20 protein-coding genes are annotated in these 19,925 nt (G+C 60.4%); 11 read left to right on the forward strand and 9 right to left on the reverse strand.

Features of this window, described 5'->3' with window-relative positions:
* The first annotated feature begins 12 nt into the window (after positions 1 to 12).
* The 4 genes from EK23_RS00675 (at position 13) to EK23_RS00690 (ending at position 2,483) form a co-directional block, all read left to right on the forward strand.
* Complete coding sequence (locus EK23_RS00675; protein ID WP_045223893.1) at positions 13 to 330, forward strand: ArsR/SmtB family transcription factor; 318 nt, start codon at positions 13 to 15, stop codon at positions 328 to 330.
* A gap of 154 nt (positions 331 to 484) precedes the next feature.
* The gene (locus EK23_RS00680; protein WP_045223356.1) at positions 485 to 925 is read left to right on the forward strand and encodes a rhodanese-like domain-containing protein; all 441 of its coding nucleotides are present in this window, start codon (positions 485 to 487) and stop codon (positions 923 to 925) included.
* A 66-nt stretch (positions 926 to 991) separates the two neighbouring features.
* On the forward strand, positions 992 to 1,447 hold the full coding sequence (gene secB, locus EK23_RS00685) for a protein-export chaperone SecB (RefSeq protein WP_045223357.1): 456 nt from the start codon (positions 992 to 994) through the stop codon (positions 1,445 to 1,447).
* Between the two features lie 28 nt (positions 1,448 to 1,475).
* Positions 1,476 to 2,483: an NAD(P)H-dependent glycerol-3-phosphate dehydrogenase gene (locus EK23_RS00690; protein WP_045223358.1), complete on the forward strand. Its 1,008-nt coding sequence runs from the start codon at positions 1,476 to 1,478 to the stop codon at positions 2,481 to 2,483.
* A gap of 60 nt (positions 2,484 to 2,543) precedes the next feature.
* Here EK23_RS00690 and cheD read toward each other — a convergent pair whose 3' ends face one another.
* From cheD to EK23_RS21375, 6 genes are all read right to left on the reverse strand, one after another.
* The gene (gene cheD, locus EK23_RS00695; RefSeq protein WP_045223359.1) at positions 2,544 to 3,191 is read right to left on the reverse strand and encodes a chemoreceptor glutamine deamidase CheD; all 648 of its coding nucleotides are present in this window, start codon (positions 3,189 to 3,191) and stop codon (positions 2,544 to 2,546) included.
* Between the two features lie 17 nt (positions 3,192 to 3,208).
* Complete coding sequence (locus tag EK23_RS00700) at positions 3,209 to 4,084, reverse strand: HDOD domain-containing protein (protein WP_045223360.1); 876 nt, start codon at positions 4,082 to 4,084, stop codon at positions 3,209 to 3,211.
* 135 nt (positions 4,085 to 4,219) lie between these two features.
* A complete protein-coding gene (locus EK23_RS00705) occupies positions 4,220 to 6,247 on the reverse strand; it encodes an ATP-binding response regulator (RefSeq protein ID WP_052807769.1) in 2,028 nt (675 codons plus the stop codon).
* Positions 6,231 to 7,274, reverse strand: a complete 1,044-nt coding sequence (locus tag EK23_RS00710) for a uroporphyrinogen decarboxylase family protein (RefSeq protein WP_045223361.1) — start codon at positions 7,272 to 7,274, stop codon at positions 6,231 to 6,233. The genes EK23_RS00705 and EK23_RS00710 overlap by 17 nt, the downstream gene beginning before the upstream one ends.
* Entirely contained in the window at positions 7,271 to 7,960 is a 690-nt protein-coding gene (locus EK23_RS00715; RefSeq protein WP_045223362.1) for a cobalamin B12-binding domain-containing protein, read from the reverse strand. Before EK23_RS00715 ends, EK23_RS00710 begins: the two co-directional genes overlap by 4 nt.
* 55 nt (positions 7,961 to 8,015) lie before the next feature.
* Complete coding sequence (locus EK23_RS21375; RefSeq protein WP_052807770.1) at positions 8,016 to 9,497, reverse strand: HDOD domain-containing protein; 1,482 nt, start codon at positions 9,495 to 9,497, stop codon at positions 8,016 to 8,018.
* A 159-nt stretch (positions 9,498 to 9,656) separates the two neighbouring features.
* On the opposite strand from EK23_RS21375, the gene EK23_RS00725 reads away from it, so the two are divergent.
* From EK23_RS00725 to EK23_RS21380, 3 genes are read left to right on the forward strand one after another with little or no spacing between them, the layout of a single operon-like run.
* A complete protein-coding gene (locus EK23_RS00725) occupies positions 9,657 to 11,105 on the forward strand; it encodes a two-component system sensor histidine kinase NtrB (protein ID WP_052807772.1) in 1,449 nt (482 codons plus the stop codon).
* Positions 11,098 to 12,339, forward strand: a complete 1,242-nt coding sequence (locus tag EK23_RS00730; protein ID WP_045223363.1) for a response regulator — start codon at positions 11,098 to 11,100, stop codon at positions 12,337 to 12,339. Before EK23_RS00725 ends, EK23_RS00730 begins: the two co-directional genes overlap by 8 nt.
* Complete coding sequence (locus EK23_RS21380; protein WP_052807774.1) at positions 12,336 to 13,937, forward strand: HD domain-containing phosphohydrolase; 1,602 nt, start codon at positions 12,336 to 12,338, stop codon at positions 13,935 to 13,937. The genes EK23_RS00730 and EK23_RS21380 overlap by 4 nt, the downstream gene beginning before the upstream one ends.
* A gap of 18 nt (positions 13,938 to 13,955) precedes the next feature.
* Here EK23_RS21380 and greB read toward each other — a convergent pair whose 3' ends face one another.
* Positions 13,956 to 14,465, reverse strand: coding sequence for a transcription elongation factor GreB (greB, locus tag EK23_RS00740; RefSeq protein ID WP_045223364.1), 510 nt, complete (start codon positions 14,463 to 14,465; stop codon positions 13,956 to 13,958).
* Between the two features lie 172 nt (positions 14,466 to 14,637).
* Between greB and msrA the strand changes: the two genes are divergently transcribed.
* From msrA to EK23_RS00760, 4 genes are all read left to right on the forward strand, one after another.
* Complete coding sequence (gene msrA / locus EK23_RS00745) at positions 14,638 to 15,291, forward strand: peptide-methionine (S)-S-oxide reductase MsrA (protein ID WP_045223365.1); 654 nt, start codon at positions 14,638 to 14,640, stop codon at positions 15,289 to 15,291.
* 57 nt (positions 15,292 to 15,348) lie between these two features.
* Positions 15,349 to 16,143 carry a M48 family metallopeptidase gene (locus tag EK23_RS00750; RefSeq protein ID WP_045223898.1) on the forward strand — a complete coding sequence of 265 codons (795 nt, stop codon included), beginning with the start codon at positions 15,349 to 15,351 and terminating at the stop codon, positions 16,141 to 16,143.
* 331 nt (positions 16,144 to 16,474) lie between these two features.
* Complete coding sequence (locus EK23_RS00755; RefSeq protein ID WP_235281867.1) at positions 16,475 to 17,827, forward strand: ATP-binding protein; 1,353 nt, start codon at positions 16,475 to 16,477, stop codon at positions 17,825 to 17,827.
* The gene (locus tag EK23_RS00760) at positions 17,824 to 18,378 is read left to right on the forward strand and encodes a response regulator transcription factor (RefSeq protein WP_045223366.1); all 555 of its coding nucleotides are present in this window, start codon (positions 17,824 to 17,826) and stop codon (positions 18,376 to 18,378) included. Before EK23_RS00755 ends, EK23_RS00760 begins: the two co-directional genes overlap by 4 nt.
* 11 nt (positions 18,379 to 18,389) lie before the next feature.
* On the opposite strand, the gene EK23_RS00765 is transcribed toward EK23_RS00760, so the two are convergent.
* Entirely contained in the window at positions 18,390 to 18,848 is a 459-nt protein-coding gene (locus EK23_RS00765; RefSeq protein WP_045223367.1) for an EVE domain-containing protein, read from the reverse strand.
* Positions 18,833 to 19,726 (reverse strand): phosphoserine phosphatase SerB, encoded by an 894-nt coding sequence (gene serB, locus EK23_RS00770; protein ID WP_045223368.1) that lies wholly within the window; start codon positions 19,724 to 19,726, stop codon positions 18,833 to 18,835. The genes EK23_RS00765 and serB overlap by 16 nt, the downstream gene beginning before the upstream one ends.
* Between the last annotated feature and the right edge of the window lie 199 nt (positions 19,727 to 19,925).

Genomic DNA, 19,925 nt, shown 5'->3' on the forward strand with positions numbered 1-19,925 from the left:
CCCAAGTCAGCCATGAGCACAGTAGACGAACAGATTATCTCCAATGATGCCGAGATTGCCCGGGCTGCCCAGTACCTCAAGGCCATGTCGCACCCGCTGCGTCTGAAGATACTGTGCACTCTGGGAAACGACCGGGTCAGCGTGCAGGATATCGTGGATCAGGTCGGGACCACGCAAAGCAACATTTCTCAGCACCTGGGCATATTGCGCGACAAAGGTATCTTGGCGTGCCGCAAGGATGCGAACCGGGTCTACTACTACATAGAAAATCCCAATACGCTGCAGCTCATATTTCAACTGAAGCAAATGTTCTGCCCCCACGGAGAATAGCGCTCGAATGCCACGCAGCGAATCTGGTCGGCTTGCGGCACTGCCCTAGAATAAAGCCCGGGGCAGCAGGCCGGCAGCTTCCGAACCGGTCTCCATCGGCGCTCCGATCAAAAGCCCATTACCCCTCTCACTTGTTTAGATATAGGCAACCTGCATGGATTTCGAACGCATTGTAGAATTCATCAGCAATCACTGGATCTTGAGCAGCGGACTGTTTGTCGTCACCCTGCTCCTGGTTCAGGATCTGTTCGATAGCATCACCCGAAAGTACAAGGTGGTCTCCCCCACCGGTGCCGTCACACTGCTCAACGATGACCGCACCATCGTCATCGATGTGCGGGAACCCCACGAATTTGCGAAGGGGCATATCGAAAGCGCGATGGCGATCCCGCTCGCGCGCGTCGATGACAAGCTTTATGAACTGGAGCCAAGAAAGCATACGCCGGTCATCGTGACGTGCCAGCAAGGCACGCGCTCCGCTCATGTCTGCAAAAAGCTGACGCAGGCCGGTTTTACTGAGGTCTACGATTTGAAAGGCGGCATGCTGGCCTGGGAAGACGCCAAATTGCCGATGGTAAAGAAGAAGGGCAAGTAACAGGCTCCAGACGACAGGCTCGCCCCGCATAACCCGTTCAAAGAACACCACCACCGAGGATATATCATGGCTGAAGAGGAAAAGCAGTTCGCGCTGCAGAAACTGTACATCAAGGACGTTTCGTTCGAGACTCCCAACTCACCCGCCGTATTCACCCAGAAATGGGAACCCAAGGTCGAGTTCAACCTGGCCAGCAATGTGCAGAGCCTGCAAGAGGACCTCTATGAAGTCAGCCTGACAGTAACGGTCACGGTAACTCTGGAAGAAAAGACCGCTTATCTGGTGGAAGTGTCGCAAGCTGGCATCTTCACCATTTCCGGTTTCAACGAACAGGAACTTTCGCCCATGATCGGCAGTTTCTGCCCCAACATCCTGTTCCCCTATGCGCGCGAGGCCGTCTCGGACCTGGTCATCAAGGGCGGCTTTCCCCCGATGCTGCTGGCGCCGGTGAATTTCGACGCGCTGTACATGCAGCACGTCCAGCAACAGCAGGCAACCGCCGGCAACACCAGCGTCAACTGAGCTTTCCCTTCGCTTCCAATCAATCGGCATGACTATATCCGTCATCGGCGCTGGCTCCTGGGGAACGGCGCTTGCTTTACTGATCGCACGCAACGGGCATCAGGTGCTGCTTTGGGGTCACCACCCGGAACACATCGCCAACTTGGGCAGGGATCGCTGCAACAAGCGCTACCTTCCAGAGGCCCCGTTTCCTGAAACCCTGCAGGTAACCGCGGATCTGGGCGAGGCTGTGGAACAATGCGAACTGGCGCTGGTCTCGGTGCCTAGCCACGCCTTTCGCGCAACCCTCATGGCCATGCACCCCGCTATGCCTGATAGCGCCGGCCTGGCCTGGGCCACCAAGGGCCTGGAAAAGACCAGCGGGCGCCTGCTGAGTGATGTGGTGACGGATATCATGGGTGCCGACCGCCCGGCCGCAGTGCTGTCGGGACCGACCTTCGCCAGCGAAGTTGCCGCCGGCAAGCCCACCGCTATCACAGTCGCCTCCCGTCAGACCGACATGGCGGCGAAAACCGCGGCATTGCTGCATAACAAGTACTTTCGCGCCTACACCACCAGCGACATTGTGGGTGTGCAACTGGGCGGCGCCACCAAGAACGTGCTCGCCATCGCCGCCGGCATGGCGGACGGGTTGGGGTTCGGGGCGAACGCCAGGGCAGCCCTGATCACGCGTGGCTTGGCGGAGTTGCTGAGGCTCGGGCTCGCCATGGGAGGCCGCATGGAGACCTTGATGGGCTTGGCCGGCGTCGGTGACCTGTTGTTGACCTGCACCGACAATCAGTCGCGCAACCGGCGTTTCGGGCTGGGTCTCGGGCAAGGATTATCGCGTGAAGAGGTAACAGCCCAAATCGGCCAGGAGATTGAAGGCGCCACGGCGGCATCCATCATCTACAAGCTCGCGTGCGAGAAGGGCATCGAGATGCCGATCACCGAACAGGTGTACCGTATCCTGAACGAGGGCATGACACCGGCCGAAGCGGTGGACAACCTGCTGCTGCGGGAGCCTAAACCGGAAATGGCTCAAGGCATGGCCTGAGCCCCGAAACAGGCTCGGGACAAGCGACAAGACGGGAAGTAACGGCTCCGGAACTGGGGGCTAAAAGAGTTCCAGATCCCCAGCCACGGGGGTTTCCTTGATGGTCTCCACGTAGCAACGTTCCTGGTTGGCAATCACGTTATTGTGCAAGGAGCGCAGGCGCTTGACCTTCACCCGGCCCGAGGCAGGGAAATAAGCCACCATGCGCGGAAAGATGTCACCCACATCCTCCGCTACCACCTTGAGCCCTTCGTCACTCAGGAACTCACGCGCGAAGGCGATATTGCGTAGCCCCACATCCGACATATTGGGAATGATGCGCCCACCCCCGAATAGTTTCACCTCCAGATTCTGCCGCTTTCCGCCGTTGCGCAGAATATGGTTGATGAGTTGCTCCATCGCGTAAATGCCATACCGCGTTGCGGCGCTGGCAATGGCGTTGCCACCGCCCCAATTGTCCGGTCCGCCTGTCGGAAGCATAAAGTGATTCATGCCGCCTATGCCGCTGCTCTTGTCGCGAATGCAGGCGGCAATGCACGATCCCAAGGTAGTGGTGACGCCTTCGTCATGCAGGGTCACGTATAACTCCCCCGGCAATATGCGCGCGGTGTAGGCTCCAAACGTGGAATTCCAGACACGTTTGATATGTTCGAACCCGGCAATGGTGGGCCGCAGAGTTTGTCCCGTGCTGTTTGTCGTAGTTGTCATGGGATCCGTGTGTGAGATCAGCTGGCTACGTCCACAAAGAGTTTCTGCGCCTCTTGAAGCTCTTCCTGAGCCTTGCGCACCGGCCCTTCCAGCATCTCGGGCGACAGTTCCGTGCGTTCCCAGGCCAGCGGGTCTATGGGTTCGACGTCGTCTGGGTCGAGGGAATCGACCTCCGCCATCAGGGCGCAAACGTTGGCGATATGTATCAGCGCGACTTCCTTCGGGTGCTGTTTGGCGCTGCCGATATTGTGATGGCACGCGATGCATTCCTGGAGGACGGAAGGCAGGTTCCAGCGTTCTGCAAGCAAGCCGCCAACCAAGCTATGGTCAAATCCCATGACCTCCCGTTCAGCCGCATAGACACCCACTTCCTCGCCGCTGTCGAGCACCATGGTCAGCGCTTCGGCAGCCTTTTCTGGTAAGCGGTTGAAGATGATGAGTTCACCTATGTCATGCAGCAGTCCCGCTGTAAACATTGCGTCCGGATCGCAGCGGCGACGCATTTCCGACGCGAGAAAGCGCGCACAAAGCGCACACAGGACGCTGTGCTTCCAGAAATTCTCCATGGAAACCAGGTCATTGGACAAGCCCGCAAAGCTACGCGCCACCGACATGGAGAGTACCAGATTGCGCACCTGGGCAATGCCGATGAGGGTGATGGCCTTGCCGACCGAGTCCACCTTCGCAGGACAACTGTAGAGCGCGCTGTTTGCCAGCTTCAGCAACCGGACCGTGAACGAAGCATCCTGGCTGACCGCCTTGGCGATGTCGGCACTGGAACTCTTGGGACTATCAATGGCCCGTGAAATACGGATGTAGACGTCAGGCAGGGTTACCAGACCGCTGACGTTTTCAACGAGTTGATTGGCATCGATAGGCGCTTGCTGCTGCATAAGGTCGACCGCTGTGAACCTTGGGATTGGCAGTAAAAATAGCAGAGATTCAGCCGGTCATAGGTCGCTGCAAATAACCCCGGGGCCCAGTTCAAAACACTTTGAAGCGGTTCCGAAAAGTAACACCCTTAAGGATCAGCGGCTTGAAGATGAAAGCAATTTTGTAATGCGGTCGAACCGATAGTCCTCGACCCACTGGCGTAAAATCTGTGCGACATCGGCGGGCGCATCGCTCATGGCATGCAATGCCTCGCGCGCGGCGTCCGCGTCCAGGGTTTTAGCCGCCTGCAGCAGCTTATGCAACTGCTGGGAGGGAATCTGCGCAAGGTCCCCGGCTTCCAGGTCGCGGCTTGGTGCCACAGCTCCGACGGCAGGCGTCGCAGCAGCAGGCGCATATCGGTATTGGACGCCGAGGAATTTACGCATGGTTGCAAAAGCGTCCTCGGCGGACATGGGCTTGATCAGGAAATCCGTGCAACAACCACTTGCCAGAACCTGATCCTGAGTGTCTTCATGAGCCGTGGCGCTGACGGCCACGATCGGCAGGCTTTCACATCCCGGAATGGCCCGAATCTGTGCGCAGGCCTCGATTCCGTTCATCACGGGCATGTGCACATCCATCCAGATGAAATGCGGGCGCCAGGTGGTGCAAAGGACCAGGGCGTCCCCGCCGTGCGCAGCGACCCGGACTTCGAAGCCGGCCCCCTGCAGAAGCTGGCTTAGCCACGTACGGCCATCCGCATCATCGTCGACCACCAGTACCCGCCAGTTCGGCTGTTCTTCCGACAGACCAACGATCTCGCCGATCCCGCAATCCCCGGCGGCAGGCGCCACGTCGCGCGCAAGCAAAGGCACCCGAAACGCGAAACGGCTACCCACCCCGACGCGGCTTTCCACCTGCAGCTCGCCGCCCATCAGGCGCACGTAATCACGGCTGATGGCGAGACCCAGACCGACCCCCTCACCCTGCTTCGACGCAAAATCGGTCTGGTAGAAGGATGTGAATACCTTTTCCCTTTCCGCCTCCGGTATCCCAATGCCTGTGTCCTCCACCGCGAAGCTGGCGTGCTGGCCATCCCAATCGACACGCAGCGTGACGCATCCCGCAATGGTGTACTTGATGCCATTGCTCAGGAGGTTGATCAAAACCTGCCGCAGATGATGGCAGTCTCCCTCCACATGCGCGGGCAGTTCGGCCAAACACTCGCATGCTAGCTGGAGGCCTTTGGCCTGCGCCCGCCCCTGCACCATCTCCAGGACCGTCTCCACCAGCGCCGCGAGACTGAAAGTCTCGGTCTTGAGCTGTAACTGCCCCGCCTCAATGCGACTGAGTTCCAGGATGTCATTGATCAGTTCCAGCAGATGCTGGCCGCTGTGCTGGATGGCCTGCAAGTTGGCGCGTTGTTTGGCGCCCAGCGTCGGCTCCCGCGCCAGCAATTGTGAAAATCCGAGAATCGCATTCAGCGGGGTGCGCAGCTCGTGGCTCATATTGGCCAGGAAGCTGTTCTTGGCTCGGCTCGCGGCCTCGGCGGCTTCTCGCGCCGCGGCCAGCGAAAGAATGGTTGCCTGCAGTTCGTCGTAAGCCTCCTTGAGCAGCCAGAATCCCTGAATGTCGTTTTTCAGCAAGGCGGCTGCGAAAGCGAAAAAGTTGGGCAGATAGGCCTGCATTTCCCGCGAGCTCATATGCAGATTCTCTATCTTGAGCACGCCTACCAGATCCTCCCCAACCGCCAGGGGGTAAATCCAGGTCCAAGCCCCTACCATGGCCGAGGGGCGCATCTTGGCGCTCACTATATCGTGCTCGATTTGCAAAGGTTGCAGGTTGATGGCGGCCTCATCGACGCCAGGATCGTCAATACCTTCCGGCTCGCAGCGATTGCCGTAAACATCCGCCCGATGCAGGACGCCCTTGATCCAGTAATACAGCAGCACATTGGTGCCGCCAATGGTGTCCGAAACACACTGAAGAAAGCCTTGAATCAGGTTGTCCAGCCCGGGCAGGTTACTCAGGCGGGTCATCAGGTGGTTGACCAGTTGCAGGTAGGCCTTGTCCGCCGCCAGGCGACGCAGCCGTTCGTTCAGCCGGGCCAGCTCACGTGCATCGCCCTCAAGACCGTTGCCGGGCGAATCGCCTGCTGTGGAGCCGTCATCCGCTCCAGGCATGCTCGAAGCTCCCGAACTCACGCGCCGCATCCAGCATGGCGTGGATGTTCTCCTCCGGAATCTGGTAAGGCATGAGAATGGTGCCAAACAGGAAGCGGCCGCCCGGCTTGCCGGCCGCGATCATCTCGCGAACCACCGCGCGGACCTCCGCCGGCGTCCAGCTCAGAAGCTTGATGTCATTGATCACGCCGCAGGTCAGCCCACGGCCTGCCACCAGGCGCTTGCCTTCCGCTATGTCATCCTCGGGCCCCAGGTAGAACGCACCCAGTCCGAGTTCCTTGATCACCTGGTCGATGACCGGATTCATGCGCGCACCGCCGCAGTAGTAAACCACGTTGGCGGTTCCGCCTGGCTCAAGGTCCCGCTTCATCCAGGGCATCGACAATTCCTGAAAGTACTTCTGGCCAAGAAAATAGGGCGAGCCGAAGGGATTGGAATACAGCAGCACATCCGCGCCAGCGGCGCGGTAGGCCGCTATCTCCTTGCGGAAGAATTCCGAGCACTTTTCCAGGAGCTCGTCGCGCACGTCCTCCGGCCCGGTCAGCAACAGCTCCAACCAGCGGTCCATACCCATGAGCAGCGCGGGCAAGGTCATGGAAGCCGTCAGATAGGCGCAGATGGGATACTTGCCGCCTGCCTCGGCGCGCAGGATGTTCAAGCACTTGGCGGTCTCCTCGAAGGCCGGGTGCGTCGCCACATCCTCGGGAACTTCCAACCCGCTGACATCCTCGTAATTGTTGATCACGAAGTGCGCCACGTTAGGAGGGCCCTCATCGGAAAAAAGGATCTTGCGGCAACCCAGCAATTCCGCCTCCTTGCCCACGTAGAACAAGCTCCAGACATTGTCGTGACCGTATTTTTCACGCAGCCGCAGTTGGCCCTCCGCGACGTACTCGCCCCTGGAATAATACTCGGCCATCGGTAGCCCCAGTTCGCGGGCACCCTGCTCCAGCATATTGCAAAAAATGGGAATGCGGTCGGCCGGCTCACCCTGGATTGCGGCCTGCAAGCGTTGCAGAGCATTCATGACGGCTTGACCTCCCTGATAAGTTCGAGAATCACCCGCCCGGCGGTAATGCCGTCCTCCGCCCAGGCATCCGCACCCACCTGCCTGAACAACTGCGGATCGAAACGGTATGGCGCCCCTCCAACCACGATGCGAACACGTTCTTCCAGTCCCCTCTCCTTGAGGAGCTGTCGCACTCGCACGCAACCTTGAGCGCTCCTGGCGGTGTGTACCATCATGGAGGAGATAGCGATTACCTGGGCCCCGTGCGCCTCGGCCTCATCGACAAAGCGCTCCGGCGGCACATTGATGCCCAGATCGACCACGTCCACCATCAGTGACTTGAGACACCCCACCACAATCCGCTTGCCCAGGGAATGCAGATCGCCCTGCGAGGTGCCGATGATCACGCGGCCCACTGTTTGAGGAGGCTGACTGAATTTGGCAAGCATCCTCTCGGTCACCTTGGTGGCGATCTGCGCGGTCATGAAGTGCTGCGCGAGGTTGGCGTCCGGATCGTGATTGATCTGCTCCATCATGGCCTCAAGCGCCGGAATGATGACCTTGAAGACGACGTCCTCCGGCGTCAGTCCCTGAGCCAACGCATCCTCGACCACCTGTAGCGCGCGCTCGCCATCGGTGTCATAGATGGCCTCGTTATAGGCTTTGACGATGGCGTGCCACGCTTCGATATTCCGGTCGGACATGGTTCAACCCCGTGTGTATGAGCGAACCGCAGCGGTCGCGGCTGGCTGGCAAGGCTCACGAGGCCAGCACTTTTGAGGTTTCGTCGATCTGGGCCTTGGATTTCTGCAACAAAGCCAGGGAGAACTCCGGCGTAAGCCTGGAACGCTTCAGCTTGCCGAATGAAGGCAATGCGACAATCGGCGGCAGGCTCCTCGCCCGCGGCTCTCCCAGATAGCTGTGCCAGACGGCTAGGCGCAGCAGATCGGGTAGGCCAAAGCTGTCGCCGGTATCGGCAAACCAGTCATCGGCGAGCAGTGGCAAGTCCAGGTACTGCTCCGCGAAATCCCACTCGGTCAACACCATCTTGCCCACAGGCCCTGACAACAACGGGATCGCCGCCTCGATTTCCTCAACGGTGTAACCGCCCTGAGGCAAATGATCCACGAAACTGAGAAAAGGAATCGCGCCGATGCGGTAGGTGAGCCCAGCCAGCAGTGCCTGATCGGGCTCCACCTGTCCCAGTTCCTTGGCCAGCACCGAGGCCAGCACGGATACTTGCACGCTCTTGTGCCAGATCTGATTCATCAAGCGGTTGATCTGGGTATTCTTGGAGCGGAATAATCCGCGCAGGCCGATGCTGACGACAAGATTCAGGGTCGCCTCCAAGCCGAGCCTGACCACTGCGCCATGGCAGGTGGCGATCCGCTGCGCCGCGAGATAAAGGGGCGAATTGGCCACCTGGATCAGCTTGGCTGTCGTGACCGGATCGATCTGCACGATCCGGGCGGCCTCTTCCAGATTGATATCCTTGCTGCGCAAGGTTTCACGGAGCTTGAGCGCCACCGAGGGCAACGTCGGCAGCTTGACCTGACGGCTCTCGAAGGTCTGGCAGAATACGTAAAACGCGCTGCTCCCCTTGAGGATAGGCGGCAGATCCATGGATTGGACGTCAATACCGCTAACATGGCGCTTTGCCGCTAATCCACTGGCCAGGGCCACGTCCCGGGGCAGACGCAGCACCTCCACCTGCGATTTCGCGATGCAGTCCGTCTGGTTCCGCTCGGCGCAGCCTAAAGGGAAACTGGCCTGCTCATCTTGCGCCTTCAGGGTCAGCGCGGCGCCCTCGCCGCTCACCAGCTCCACTTCCCCCTTCAACAGGTAGAACCCCCAGGGCAAGGCCTCATCACGCCGGAACAACAGGCTACCCGCGGGAAATATAAGGCTGGGATGATCCGTCGCCAGGAGCGCGAGTTCCTCTTCGGACCAGAGGTTCAAAGGCTCAAACAGCTTGAGGATCTCCACCGGAGCGACGCTTCCGGCCACGGGCTCGGCAACAGATGCCGCCGAGACAGGGGTTTCCCTCGGCGGCGAAGGCGCAGGTTCCTGCTCCTTACGCTCCGGCAGTTCGGGCAACTCGGCCCGATCCGGCTCGACGCGTCTGCGGCTCCGCTTGTAGACATAGCGGGCAAGCAATCCCGCGGACACGCACAAGATGATCGTCGCAATCCAGAGTTCCACAGCATCCATCCAGCAGCAGCTATACAGCAGGATCTTCACCTACCGTGCTCATTCCGGCACCGCAGGCGCAGGCCATTTCTGTTAATGCAGTTTAGCCCACCCTCGTTGAACGCTACGCCGAACCTGAACAGAGGCGTATCCGCGTGCTGCATTCAAGCTGGCCTATACTCAGCCGTATTGAGTGATCGAGTCGATTTTATGCCCCGTTCCTATCGTTACGCTCACCTGATTTCCAGTTTGTCTGCACTGGCGGGCCTGGCGTTTCCTGTGATTGGCTGCACCATGGAGATGCACTATCACGGCTTTCCGTTTTCTTTTGAGTCTGCAGTCGCCCTGCACCGGGAGTTTCTCAACCTATGGCTGTTGGATTCGGCCCCGCTTGTCATGGGCCTGTATGGGTACTTTCTGGGCCGGGCCCTGGACAAGATTCACCTCGAGCTGGAAAACCGGACGGAGAGCGAACAACGACTGCGTTCCATCCTGAACAACCTCAGCAGTGGTGTGCTCGTTATCAATGAATCGGGCGTAATTCAGAAATGCAATGCGGCTTTGTGCGCCATGTTTGGATTCGGTAACGACGAACTCATCGCGCAGCATGTGAACGTGCTGATGCCGCCGGAAGTCGCCAGCTCACATGACCAGTATCTGAGACGCTTGAAGGAATCCGGTCGAAGTGACCTTTTTGGAAAGCGACGCGAATTGATGGCGCAGCGTCGCGACGGCAAGACCTTTCCCATCGAAATTGTGATTGGAGAGATGACATGCGCGGATGCGCGCTATTTCGTCGGCTCCATCACCGACATTACCCAGCGCAAGCAATTGGAGGCACAGCTGCATCAGGCTCAGCGCCTGGAATCCATCGGCCAGCTCGCGGCAGGCGTCGCTCACGAAATCAACACACCCATTCAGTACGTCGGGGACAACCTGCATGTCTTGCGGCAGAACTTCGAGGATCTCTCCGCGCTGATCGCGGAAATCCAACGTTGCGCCGAGTCGGTACCGGACGTGTGCAGGGAGCGCATGTTGGCCGCCGAGGAAAAATATGACCTGGCATTTATACTGGATGACACGCCCAAGGCCATCAGCCAGGCGATAGAAGGCACGGAGCGCGTTAGCCACATCGTCCGGGCGATGAAGGATTTCTCACATATCGACCGGGCAAAAGTTACCGCGGTCGATATCAACGCCGCATTGCGCAACACGCTGACCATCGCTAAGAATGAATACAAGTATGTGGCCGATACCAAAACCCTGTTCGCTGAGCTACCGCTCGTGGAATGCTATGCGTCTGAATTGAACCAGGTATTCCTCAACCTCATCGTCAACGCGGCCCATGCCATCGCGGACAAAGGACCGGAACGCGGGTTGATCACGCTGGTCACGCAGAACACCGGCGGCTTTGCGCAGATCAGCATCAAGGACACCGGCACGGGCATACCCGAGGCAATTCAGGACCGGGTATTCGACCCCTTCTTCACTACCAAGGAGGTGGGTAAGGGCACCGGCCAGGGATTGCATATCGCCCATCAGGTCGTGGCCAAGCACGGCGGGCGGCTATGGTTCGAATCGGAGCCAGGCCAGGGCACAACCTTCCACATCCAGATACCCTTGCAGTTGGAACAAAAGGCGGCAGCCGAACATGCCTGAAACGCCCCCCAAAAAACAGATCGTCTTCGTGGACGATGAGGAAAACGTGCTGTCCGGCATGCAGCGTGTCCTGCGCCGCCAGCGCACCGAATGGGACATGCACTTTGTCACCAGCGGCGAGGCCGCCTTGAAGATACTCGCCAGCCAGCCCGTGGACCTGCTCGTTACCGACATGAAGATGGCCGGGATGCAGGGCCACCAACTGCTGGAACACGTGATGCTGGATTATCCTTCCGTCGCACGCATCATCCTTAGTGGCCATGTGGAGGCCAGCGCCGCGACCCGCGTGGTGGAACTGGCCCACCAGTTCCTCACCAAGCCCTGCGATTCCGACACGCTATCGGCGGCCATCGTCCAGACCCTGAAAATCCGTGATTGCATCGAGAATCCGCGCATCCGCGCGGCGCTCGGCAATATCGGCAAGATTCCCGCGCTGCCTCGGGTCTACCAGGAGCTCAATGACGCGCTGCGCTCCGACTGCTGCGATGGCAAAACCATCGCCGCCATCATTGCCAAGGACATGTCCATCGCAGCCAAGCTGCTGCAAGTGGTCAACTCGTCGTTTTTCGGCTTGGGCCGGCGTGTCTCCAGCGTAAACGAGGCCGTAGCGTTGCTGGGCGTCAAGCAATTGCGCGCGCTGGTATTGAGCAGCTATGTATTCGAGTCCTTCTCTCCCGCCGTGAAGAACTTGCCTATCTCCATCGACAGCCTGTGGAACAGCTCGATCCAGACGGCCAACCTGGCCCGCCGCATCACCCTGGCCCAGAACCTCGGCGACGACCGCCCCGACCAGGCGTACATGGGCGGCCTGTTGCACAATCTGGGGCTGCTGCTTTTCGTCACCCGCATGACCGACAAGTTCACCCAGGCGGTGCAGGCCATGACCGCGAACCCCTCGGCTTCCTTCGAGGACACGGAAAACCAGTTGCTCGGCACCACCCATGCCGAAGCCGCGAGCTACGTCCTGGGCCTCTGGGCCCTGCCGCCGCGCATCGTGGAATCGGTTCTGCTGCAGCACCACCCCGGCGAACTCACCTACCACGGTTTCTGCGGCGTAACGGCGGTGCATGCCGCGGTCGCCATCCTGGCCGAAAAGTCCGGTCCGCCCGAGCGATTCTTCGCGCACACGCTGGATATGGAATACCTGACGCGTATCGGTGTCAGCGAGAAAGTGGACCGCTGGCGGCAAATGGCGGACGATATCTTGGATCAAGGCAAGGGAGCTGCGGGATGACGAAGCGGCGAATTCTGAGCGTCGACGATGAACCGAACATCCTTTCCGCACTCAGACGCCAGCTGCGCAGGGAGTATGACGTGATTACCGCAGGTAGCGGCTCCGAAGGCCTGGAGGTTTTCCAGAGCGAAGGGCCATTCGCGGTGGTCATGTCCGACTACAACATGCCGCGCATGGATGGCGTGGAGTTCCTGCGCCGAATCCGAGAACTCTCGTCCGACACGGTCTCGATCATGCTCACCGGCCGCGCCGAACTGGACGTGGCGGTGTCAGCCCTGCACCACGGCAATATCTTCCGTTTCCTAAACAAACCGGTCAGCCACGAAGTTCTGCTCAAGGCCCTGGATGACTCGTTCGAGCAACATCGCCTCATCACCGCCGAACGGGAACTGACCCGTCAGATCAACCAGGCAAACGCGGAACTGCAGCAACTGAATCTGCAACTGGAAGGCAAGGTCGCCGAGCGTACGCGGACGCTCAAACGACTCTACGAGTTCGTCTCCACGCTGAATGGCCTCGAAAGCGTGGCCGCCGTAGCCAATCTGACGGTCAACACCACGTCAAAGATCTTGCTAAGCCCCTTGGTCTCACTGTGGGGGTTTGACGCGGAAAAGGGGCAATTGCAGGCCTTGGGCGCCACGGACCCCAATATCCCAGGCACGACCCTGGAATCAGCCCAGTGTCTGGCGGGAAGCGTCCTGGCAAAGCGCCGCATCCAGGTTTTCGCGGATCCAGACGAGGTGAATCTCAACGCGGCGGACCGCACCCACCTGCTGGACTTTCCGATCCTGGCCGTACCGCTGCTGACCGGTTCCGAGCCGGTAGGCATCATGATGCTGTCTGGCACCAGCCGCGCGCCGTTCACGGAGGAGGCCATTGCGACAGCGAATTCCATCGCCGATTCGGCATCCATCGCCTTGCGCGGACGGCAGCATCACCAGGAGCGGGACGAGACTCAGGATGCGGTGATCATGGCCCTCGCCAAGCTCTCGGAATACCGGGACCCGGAAACCGGGCAGCACCTGAATCGCCTGAAGGTTTATTGCCGGCTGCTCTGCGAGGCGCTGCGCAGCCATCCCGTGCTAGGACCGCAGATAACGCAGGCCTTCATCGAGGACGTGGTGCGTTCCTCTCCCCTGCACGACATCGGCAAGGTGGGCATTCCGGACCATATCCTGAAGAAACCCGGACGCCATACGGAAGAAGAGTTCGAGCTGATGAAGACCCATGCCAGCATCGGTGGCGATACCCTACGCTCGGTGCTAGAGGAATGCCGCTATCAAGGCTTCATCCGCACCGGCATGGACATCGCCTATTGCCATCACGAGCGCTGGGACGGCAGCGGCTACCCGAAGGGACTGAGCGGCGCCGAGATTCCACTGGCGGCCCGCGTCCTGGCCCTGGCCGACGTCTACGACGCCCTCACCACCGCCAGGGTTTACAAGCCCGCGTTTCCCCACGAAAAAGCGAGGCAGATCATCATCGAAGGCAGCGGCAGTCACTTCGACCCATCCATCGTCGATGCCTTCCTGAGCCGCGAACAGGAATTTGCGACCACCGCGCAAGCCCTGGCGGACAACAGCCACTGCCTGATGTGAAACCGGCCGCGAGTCCGCTCAGACCTCATCGGGCGGGACGTAGCCCAGCGCGGTGATGTAATAGCGCGCCGTGCCAGCGGGCGTCGCCACCGTGACCTCATCGTCCAGGGCCTTGCCCAGCAAGGCACGGGCCACCGGCGAATCCATGCTGATCCAGCCCTTGCTGGGATCCAGTTCGTCGGGGCCGACAATGCGGTAGGTCGACTCACGGCCCGCCTCATCCTCGACAGTGACCCAGCAGCCGAAATAGATGCGGCCGCGCTTGCCCGCGGTTTCCGTCACCACCGTGAGATCGGGCAGGCGCTTCTGCAGGTAGCGGATCCGGCGGTCTATCTCGCGCAGTTCCTTCTTGCGGTAGATGTATTCGGCATTTTCGGAACGGTCACCCTCGGCGGCGGCCGCTGCCAACGCCGCCGTTACCTCATGACGCCGGGCCCACAGCGCCTGCTGCTCTTCCTGAAGCCGCGCATAACCCTCGGGGGTAATATAAGGGGACTTACGTTCCCCCGCGGGGCGCCAGCGCGTCATGGCTCTTGGCAATTTTGGAACATGGGTGGTGCCAGTGTGTCCTCAGGAATGAAGCCCGCCCCGATCGAAGTCACTGGCGGAGAACCTTTTGTTTCAATCCAATGTCTGTTTATACATCGCATCACGCCGCACACTTTTACGCGGGATTCACTCCGTACCTCAAGGGGCCTCAATGAAGCACACGACCATGCCGGATAGCCGGACCGCCCTACCCGGGCGTTCCACCCCCATGCCAGTCCCTCAACACCATTTCGTGAACGGCCACAGCATGCCACCGCCCTACCCGGAAGGGCTGGAGACCGCGATCTTCGGTCTGGGCTGCTTCTGGGGCGCGGAGAGACGCTTCTGGCAGCAGGCCGGAGTATATATCACCGCCGTCGGCTACGCAGGTGGCTTCACGCCTAACCCGAGCTATGAGGAAGTCTGTGCCGGCCTCACGGGACATGCGGAAGTGGTGCTGGTGGTGTTCAACCCCGGTGTCATCTCCTATCAGGATCTGCTGCGTCTGTTCTGGACATCCCATGATCCCACCCAAGGCATGCGCCAGGGTAACGACTTCGGCACCCAGTACCGCTCCGCCATCTACACCTACTCGGAAGACCAGCGCAGGCTTGCTGTGGAAAGCCGGCAAATCTATCAGAAAGCGCTGCAACGGGCCGGCTTTGGAGCCATTACCACCGAAATCGCGCCGGCGCCGGACTTCTATTACGCGGAAGCCTACCACCAGCAGTATCTGGCCAAGAACCCAAGCGGCTATTGCGGCCTGGGAGGCACTGGGGTGGCCTGCCCTGAAGCAGCGGCGGTGTCGCAGACCGGCGACGATTGAAGCCGCTCGCACGGTTTCGCTATCATCAGCGCCAGTTCTCAATTTATGGATTCCTGCATGCCAAGACTGTTGGTCCTTCTGGGCGCTCTCCTGTTGCTCTCAGGCTGTGCGACCACCCCACTGGGGCGCACCCAATTCGCCATGATGCCGGACAGCCAGATGGCACAGATGGGCAATCAGGCTTTCGTCAACATCAAGGGCAAAACTCCCTTGGACCGCGATCTTCGCGCCAATACCTACGTGGAATGCGTGGCCGGCGCCATCGTGAAAGAGACGGGTGGGCAATGGGAAGTGGTCGTCTTCCAGGACGCCACACCGAATGCCTTTGCCCTGCCGGGCGGCAAGATCGGGGTGCACAGCGGCATTTTCGCCGTGGCCACCAACCAAGACCAACTCGCTACGGTGCTGGCCCACGAGGTCGCCCACGTCCTGGCTCGTCATACCAACGAGCGCGTGTCCCAGCAAATGGCCCTGAGCCAAGGGCTCAATGTGCTGCAGGCGATCGCCAGCCCGACTAGCGCCACAGGCCAAAGCCTGATGGGGCTGCTCGGCGTGGGAGCGCAATACGGTATCCTGCTGCCTTACAACCGGCTGCAGGAGAGCGAGGCCGACCTGCTGGGTCTGGATCTAATGGCCAAGGCCGGATTCGACCCGCGTCAAAGCCTGGATCTGTGGCGAAATATGGACCGTGCCGGCGGAGGGTCCCAGCCGGTGGAATTTCTCTCCACCCATCCCTCACACGGCACGCGCATGAAAGACCTGGAAGCGCGGATCCCGTCTGCCTTGACGCTCATGCAGCAAGCTCAAGCCGGGGGCAATAAACCGCAATGCGACAGCCTGCGGGCACGTTGAATTCCGGGGGCTTGGGGCTGAAGGTTTCAGCAGGAAGTAGACATAAAAAATGCAGGGATTTTTGGATCCCTGCATCTAAAGAGGAGGTTTGAAACACACAGTTCGTGCATCAATCACTTGAAAAGGCAAATCCCCAACAAGTTGAGCGAAAGGTTACCAAGGGGTATTGACTTTTGGAATGTGACAAATTGTCGCGTAATCCGGGCGGTTGCGGCCGCAGGCCGTATTCAGCGACCCGGGTCAAACGGGTGAGTACCGGTTCCCGCCGAGCGGCAGACGCGGCGAATTGTCGCATGCTTGATTCCTGCCTCCTGCTGCTAGAATCGCGCGAATGAACGCCGAACCGCTGATCAGCATCCCCATTCCGGCCATTTCCGACAGTTCCACTCGCAGGAACCTCGGCTGGCTGTTCATCCTGCGCAACCTGATGATCTGCGTGGAGGCGCTGACTGTCCTAATCAGCGTCTATGGCCTCGACATACCTTTGCACCAGGCGGCACTCACCGGCATCATCACGGCCCAGGTCGCACTCAACTGGTATGCCTGGCTGCGCCTGAGCATCGACCGCCCGGTCACCGACATCGAACTGGCGGCGCAATTGGGCGCCGACGTGCTGGCCATCACCTCCATCCTGTACTGGACCGGCGGCGCCACCAATCCCATCGCCTGGTTCTTCCTGCTCCCCCTCATCATCGCGGCCACCGTGCTGCCGCAGGCGTTCACCTGGTACATGGTGGTTTTCACCTCCGCCTGTTACACCATCCTCATGGGCTACTACGAACCCCTGCCCAAGATCGTGCCCATGACGCTCAACGAGGACACGCCACCCCACCTCCACGCCATGATGGAACACCACGACATCGAGTTGCACGTGTTCGGCATGTGGTTCGGCTTCGTCTTCAGCGCCGTGCTGGTAGCCTATTTCGTCGTCGGCATGGCAGAAACCCTGCGTGCCCGCGAGCGCAAGCTGGCGGAGGTGCGCGAGCAGGCCCTGCGCAACGAGCGCGTCGTGGCGCTGGGCACCCTGGCCGCCGGCGCCGCCCATGAGATGGGCACGCCTCTGGGAACCATGGCCATCCTGATCCACGATCTGGAGCAGGAGTACGAACAGGCCGAATGCCCCGACATGCTGGAAAAGATGAAGATCCTCAGGGAGCAGGTGAACCGTTGCAAGGAAGCGCTTTCGGTCATGTCCGCTTCAGCCGGGGAGATGCGGGCGGAGGCGGGCCATGTGATGCCGGTTTCCAGCTACCTGGACGAAGTGGTGGAAAGCTGGCGGCAGCAGCGCCCCGGCTCCGCGCTGGAGTACCTCAAACAGGGTTATGAGCCCAGCCCGAGCATCCTGGCGGAGCGAACCCTCACCCACGCGCTCATCAATATCCTCAACAACGCCGCCGACGTATCCCCCCACAAGGTCGAACTGTCGGCCCGCTGGACCTTCGAATACGCCAGCCTGGAAATTCGCGACGAGGGTCCGGGCATCACCCCGGCGGTCTCCGCGCGCATCGGCAAGGCGCCCGTCTCCAGCAAGGAACATGGCCTGGGCGTGGGCCTGTTCCTGGCCTTCGCCGCCATTGAGCGCCTGGGCGGGCAGATCCAGATGCTGCCGCGCAAGGATGGCACCGGAACCAAGACCCGCATCACCCTGCCACTTTCACCCTCGAACGAAAACTGGACCGCATGAGCGACACGACCGAAACCTCAGAGAATCCTCGCCTGCTGCTGGTGGACGACGACAAAACGTTCTGCATGGTGCTGCGGCAAGCCCTGGAGAAACGGCATTTCGAGGTCTTCGTCGCCCACGACCTGGAGGCCGGCATCGCCACCGCAGAGGAAGTGGAACCGGAGTATGCCGTCATCGACCTGCGCATCGGCCACGACTCGGGGCTGAACATGGTCAAGCGCCTGGTGGAACTGGACGACAATACGCGCATCGTCATGCTTACCGGGTTTGCCAGCATCGCCACCGCCGTGGAGGCCATCAAGCTTGGGGCCATCCATTACCTCACCAAGCCGGCGGACGCGGACGAGATCATGACAGCGCTGCACAAGGACGCCGGCGATGACAAGGTGGAGATCAAGGACAAGCCCTTATCCGTGAAGCGTCTGGAATGGGAACACCTGCAGAAGGTGCTGGTGGAGCACGACGGCAACATCTCGGCGGCGGCACGCGCACTCGGGATGCATCGGCGCACCCTCCAAAGAAAACTTGAGAAGCGCCCGGTCAAGGACTGAACGCGCCCCCATCACTCCAGGCCTAGGATGAACTCCCACTGGGCCTGGGTCACGGGCATCACCGACAGGCGATTGCCGCGGCGAACCAGGGCAAAGCCGCCCAGTTCCGGCCGGTCCTTCAACTCGCTCAAGGGGATGGTGCGCTTGAGCTTGCGCTCGAACTGCACGTCCACCATGAGCCAGCGCGGATTGGCCGGATCGCTGCCGGAATCGTAATGAATGTGCTGCGGGTCGAAGGCGGTGTGATCAGGGTAGGCTTCCCGCGCGATCCGGGCGATGCCGACGATGCCCGGCACCTCGCAGTTGGAGTGGTAGAAGAAGACCGGGTCGCCCACCTTCATCTCGTCGCGCATCATGTTGCGCGCCTGATAGTTGCGCACGCCATCCCAAGGCTCGGTCTGCCCGGGGCGGGACGCCAGGTCGTCGATGCTGAAGGCGCCCGGTTCGCTTTTCATCAGCCAGTACCGCATTCCAACTCCTCGTCGTGTTTAGGAAATGCTGCGCCGGGCAGCGGAGACAAAAAATGGCAAAGGCTGTCCAGCCCGCCATGATTGATCACTACGTCGGCCTCCGCCTGCACCTTGGGCTTGGCGTGATAGGCCACGCCCAGCCCCGCCAGGTTCAGCATGGGCAGGTCGTTGGCACCATCGCCCACTGCAATGCTCTGGGCCAAGTCAATGTCCAGCTCCCGGCAGGTGCGTTCCAGAAATTCCGCCTTGGCCTCGGCTCCGCAGATGGTGCCCAGCACGCGGCCGGTGAGACGGCCTTCCGTCACTTCCAACTCGTTCGCCAGCGCATAATCCAAACCCAGCCGCTGACGCACGCGTTCGGTGAAGAAGGTGAAGCCGCCCGAGACGACAGCGGTCTTGATACCCAGCCTCCTCGCTGTTTCCATCAAGGTCTCGGCCCCCGGATTGAGCCGCAGGCGCTCGTCATACACCCGTTGCAGTTGTTCGGCCGGCAGGCCTTCCAGCAGGGCCACACGCCGGGTGAGAGCCTCCGCAAACTCCAGCTCGCCGCGCATGGCCGCCTCGGTGATAGCGGCCACCTGGGGTTTCAGTCCCAGCATGTCGGCGATCTCGTCGATGCACTCGATGGCGATCAGGGTGGAGTCCATGTCGCTGACGATCAGGCGCACCTCGCCCGGAACGAAACCCTCTGGCAGCGGATTGATGTCGAAGGGCAGCGCGGCACGCAGGTCGGCCAGCCCCGCCGGACCGATGGCCGCGGCGTGACACAACCAGCAGTGGTCCAGCGATTCTATGATCTCACCGCCAACGCGGTCGAAAATGAGCTCACGTTGTTCCGGCGTCGGAGCGGCATGATGGATGATGCTGAGCCGGCTCATGTGCCGAACCCACGTAAACGGCAACCGGCGCTCAGACTGAATTGCAGCAACATAAGATATTCATCAGGAAAAACGTTGGATTAGCTTACATGGAATGGCGTATGGCTGACACCTCACAGCGGCCTGATGGAGGGAAATTGATCGGCAAATCCTGTCGGCTTGACAGTCGCAGGGGCTTCCCGCATCCTTCGCTCGGCTA

It is taken from the genome of Methyloterricola oryzae (assembly GCF_000934725.1).
Classification (GTDB): Bacteria; Pseudomonadota; Gammaproteobacteria; order Methylococcales; family Methylococcaceae; genus Methyloterricola; species Methyloterricola oryzae.